Source organism: Phyllobacterium sp. P5_D12, from assembly GCF_054049495.1.
Map to the genome: position 1 here is coordinate 1 of NZ_JBFUMG010000824.1, position 1480 is coordinate 1480.

Sequence of the window (1480 nt, forward strand, 5' to 3'; positions counted from 1 at the left end):
CAGTAGGTTAGAGCAGAGGAATCATAATCCTTGTGTCGGGGGTTCGAATCCCTCCTTCGCTACCATTCTCCTAAAACTTAAGCTTTTCAGATACTTAGGTAAACATTTCCTACCATTCCTACCAATCGTTCCTACCAATATTTTTCTTTGCCTATCAAAATAATGACAGCGATCCGAGCAAAAGACACATTGGGTCACTTCTAGGATATATCCACTTGGCAAGTGAGGCTCCCTCTACGTTCGGAAGGCCACTCAAGTGAGTAATGGGGCAACATGTGATAGGAAATCTCCTTCCACAAGGCACCACCCTCCGCGCCATAAAGAGTAGCGTGAAGGTAGAATATGTCCGAATGATCCTGCAGGCGCTGGAGGATTGCGAGCGAAGTCTCGGAGATGCCCGCGTCCACATTAGCATTAATCACGGGATGGAAACGCCGCATTATAACATTGACGCTGTGATGGACCTCGATACCGGAGAGACTACTTCTTGGGAGAGTTTCAGCGGCAAAACGCATCGACTGCTGACAGACAAGCAACGATCCAAGGTTCTCTGGTCGAGCCGATATATGACGTTCCGACAGGTCTCAGAATTAATTGGAGAGATGAGACACGCACTGAGATGATCTCGTTGGTTTACTCTCGGTATTTCCTTTACACCCAAGCCCGCGACATCCTATCGTTGCCACAGTGATTTGGGGGACTACACGTGGCATCAGATAATAATTCCGATCTCAGCTTCACGGCTGAGTTGTTCAAGGCTGCCGATAAGCTCCGCGGCAATTTAGAGCCATCAGAGTACAAGCACGTCGCATTAGGGCTCATCTTCCTGAAGTACATCTCCGACGCTTTCGAGGGGCTTCATGCCAAGCTCGAAGCTGATGAGCATGCCGACGAGGAAGACCCGGAAGAGTATATGGCAGAGAGTGTCTTCTGGGTGCCCAAGGAGGCCCGATGGAGTTTCCTTCAGGCCAATGCCAAACGACCAGAAATTGGCAAGCTTATCGATGAGGCGATGGAGGCCATTGAAAAAGCGCCATCAAACGAAGGGCTGAAGGGTGTTCTGCCAAAGAACTACGCTCGCCCTACACTCAACAAGACCATGCTGGGAGAACTTATCGATCTATTCTCGAACATTGGCATGCACGACAATGGCGACAAGGCAAAAGACCTGTTGGGCCGTGTTTATGAGTACTTCCTGTCGGGATTTGCCGGTTCAGAAGGAAAGCGCGGCGGGGAGTTTTTTACACCACGGTCGGTTGTAYGCACACTTGTCGAAATGCTCGAACCTTATAAAGGCCGGGTCTATGATCCGTGCTGCGGCTCAGGTGGCATGTTCGTACAGTCCGAAAAGTTCATCGAGGGACACGGTGGGCGGCGACACGACATTGCTATCTATGGTCAGGAGATTAATCACACCACTTGGCGGTTGGCCAAGATGAACCTCGCCGTGCAGGGGATCGACGCCGACATTCGCTGGAAC

The 1480-nt window shown here is 50.7% G+C and carries 1 protein-coding gene; it reads left to right on the forward strand.

Annotated elements, in window-relative coordinates:
• Positions 1-706 precede the first annotated feature (706 nt).
• Positions 707-1480: type I restriction-modification system subunit M (locus ACXJ5O_RS26785; protein WP_457302559.1), on the forward strand; the 774-nt coding region annotated here is incomplete at its 3' end.